Raw genomic sequence first — 3,050 nt, 5'->3', positions numbered from 1 at the left:
GCCTCGTCTCCAGAAGCAATGCAATCATGGCTGCAAAACAACGCCAATGAGCTGGCGCGCGTCGGTGTTGACCCTAACAGCGTTGCTCAGATGTATCAGCAGAATCCTTCAGGATTTGGTGAGTTTGTTGATCACCTTGGAATGGCTGCTCTTGGTCCGATTGATTACTTCAATGTTCAGGACAAGATGGCTGGTCGTGAAATTGACCGAGGCAGGCTGGCAGAGACAATCCGCAGCAATCAGGCTGGAGAAGCACTTCAGGCGAGAGGGCAAAACCTTTCCTATCAGTCAGCAATGACTGGGCACAATATCGCAGCACAACGCTTGGCTCTGGATCAGCAAGAGTTCGGGTTTAAGATGCAGCAAGCGCAGGAAAAGGCTCAGCAGTTGATTAGCGAAGCACCTAAGCTGTCAGTAAACATGGAAAAAGGCATCGAGACGGCTGTAAACAATGCTACAGCATCATCAAACTCAGCCAATTCTATGAGTGCGCTTGCTCAACAGTTCAGAGCAGAAAAACCAACGACAGGTTTGTTCGGTAACGCACAGAACATGTTCGCAAAACTTACCGGAAGCGATACAACATTGCGTGATTTGCGCATTCGCCAAAATGCCCTTGTTAACAGTCAGGTTCTTAAATTCCTACCTCCCGGCCCAGCAACGGATAAAGACGTTGAGATCGTTCGACAGGGTGCGCCAACTGACATGGATAACCCTGAGACGGTCGCAAGATGGCTTGATGCAATGGCAAACCTTGAGCGACGAAACGCGCAGTTTAATGAGTTTAAAGCCGAGTGGATGAGCGCGAATGGCAACCCTGGACAATCGCGTAATGGCGGTCAGATATTGGGGTTGGATGTTAAAAAAGGTGAATCATTGGGGAGTGCCGTTAAGCGGTATATGTCAATGAATACTGACGCAGCGCCAGCACAAGATTCGACACCTTCAGGAGAACCACGGAATCAGGTTGGATCATATACCTCAAAATCAGGCATTCAATTTACGGTGGAATGATGAAAGTAACTGCAAACGGTAAGACATTTACCTTTCCTGATGGTACGAGCACCGAAGATATTGGCACCGCCATTGATGAGTATTTTGCTGGTCAGGCTGTTCAGCAACAAACAGTTAATCAGGCCAATAATGCACCAACACGGGAAGAACCATCATTGATGCAACAAGCTGGCGATTGGCTCACTGGTGGTCAAAGTGCAGGGCAAATTGCAGAACAGGCTGGTCGTGGTCTGGTAAACATACCATTTGACGTATTGCAGGGCGGCGCAAGTCTGATTAATGCAATCAGTCAGGGGCTTGGTGGACCCAAGGTTTTGGATGATGTTTATCGTCCAGTAGACAGACCGACAGACCCCTACGCGCAAGCCGGTGAAACAATTGGTGGGTATTTAGTTCCAGGAGTTGGAACGGCAGGAAGCATGGCTATTGGATCACTGGCAGAGGCCGCAAATCAGAAAGGCGATTTCGCACAAAATGCAGCTAAAAATGCCGGAGTTAACCTTGCCGCTCAGGGTGTTCTTTCCGCAGCAGCAAAGGGAATAGGGCGTGGAATAACGGCTATAAAAGGTGATATTGCGCCAGAAGTGGCGAAGAAAATTGCCACATCAGAATCGATGGGCGTGACACCAATGACATCTGATGTTATCCCGCCGAAAAATGCTTTCACTCGCGGCCTAACTCAGGATGCCGAGGGGGCTTTGCTCGGGACAGGCTCAAAGCGAGCGGAGCAATATGCAACGCGTAGTAAGCTGGTAAGTAATTATTTTGACCGTTTTGGTGAGTACAACCCTGATGATGTGGTGAAATCTCTTACCACCACGTTAAGGGGGCGGAAGGATGCCGCTGGCGCTGTTATCAATGACGTCACCAATAAAATGGGTAATGCCGCAGTTGATACCACAAATACCATGAATGCTCTGAATACAGCGATCGCAAGACAGGAACGGCTTGGGACGTCTGCCAATCAAAGCCTGCTTACATCCTTGCGTAACCTACGTGAAGAATTAGCAAACCCTGCAACTGATTTGGATGTTACGTTTGATCTCTTGCGTCAGCACAGAACAGCATTTAGATCTAATGTTCAGGGAGATGCTATGGTCTTCCCCAACCAGGCAAAAGCAGCTACCAATATGGTAGAGAATGCAATGTCAAAAGACCTTCGTAACGCAGTTGCTAAAAACCTCGGTGCATCAGACGCAGCAAAATACCTTAAAGCAAATTCCGATTATGCAAACGTTTATAATAAGGTGCTTAATAAAAACATTGCTAACAAGCTCAACAAGGCAAGCAGTGAAGCCAGTCCTGAACTTATAAATACCGTTGTATTAAGCAGAAAACCATCTGACGTGAAACGAATCTGGAGCGCACTGGATGATAAAGGGAAAGATGCTATGCGTGCAGCTTACGTCAGCAAAATAGCGGAAAAGGCCGGTGACTCTCCAGCCAAGTTCATCACTGAAGTTAATAAGCTGAAATCTCAGTCAGGCGGTGAAATTTACAACACTATTTTTTCTGGAAAGCACATGAAAGAGCTTGATGCTCTTCATGAAGTTCTACAGCAAACAGCAAGGTCAGACACCGCAAATGTAGTAACTCAGACGGGGCAATCGCAAGCCAACAGGATAAGGACGATTGGCGCAACTGCGACTCTTGGTGTATCAATGGGGCTTGAGGCTGGTTTTGGTGCAATGATGCGTTTGTATGAGTCCAAAGCCGCAAGGAATATGCTTCTTCGTTTGGCAAACACCAAAGCAGGAACGGCAGCTTATGAAAGAGCGTTAAATAATGCTGCAAATGCGATACGCCCTATACTTTCAAGCCAAATTACAGCAGAACAATAGATAGATAAATAATTAAATAAGCACATAACTACTGACAGATAACCAACGCAACTATCCAGCTTCGGCTGGTTTTTTTTATGCCCAAAATTCACCGTAGCCACGCTGCGGCGATTCATTGTATCTGGAGCAAATTAAATGACAGACATTACAGCCAATGTGATCGTATCGATGCCTTCGCAACTCTTCACTATGGCT

Annotated in this window: 3 protein-coding genes; all 3 read left to right on the top strand. The window is 47.0% G+C overall.

Annotated elements, in window-relative coordinates; translation table 11 throughout:
• Positions 1-1,014, top strand: a 1,014-nt coding sequence (locus ACUU1I_RS20080) for a phage DNA ejection protein (protein ID WP_449144894.1), incomplete at its 5' end; no start/stop codon positions are given.
• Positions 1,014-2,855: a hypothetical protein gene (locus ACUU1I_RS20075; RefSeq protein ID WP_005067134.1), complete on the top strand. Its 1,842-nt coding sequence runs from the start codon at positions 1,014-1,016 to the stop codon at positions 2,853-2,855. The genes ACUU1I_RS20080 and ACUU1I_RS20075, both read left to right, overlap by 1 nt.
• A gap of 135 nt (positions 2,856-2,990) precedes the next feature.
• The coding region (locus tag ACUU1I_RS20070; RefSeq protein ID WP_449144895.1) for a phage tailspike protein at positions 2,991-3,050 on the top strand (60 nt) is incomplete at its 3' end.

Source organism: Shigella sp. SIG3 (genome assembly GCF_053555855.1).
This window is presented reverse-complemented; position numbering and strand designations above follow the sequence as displayed.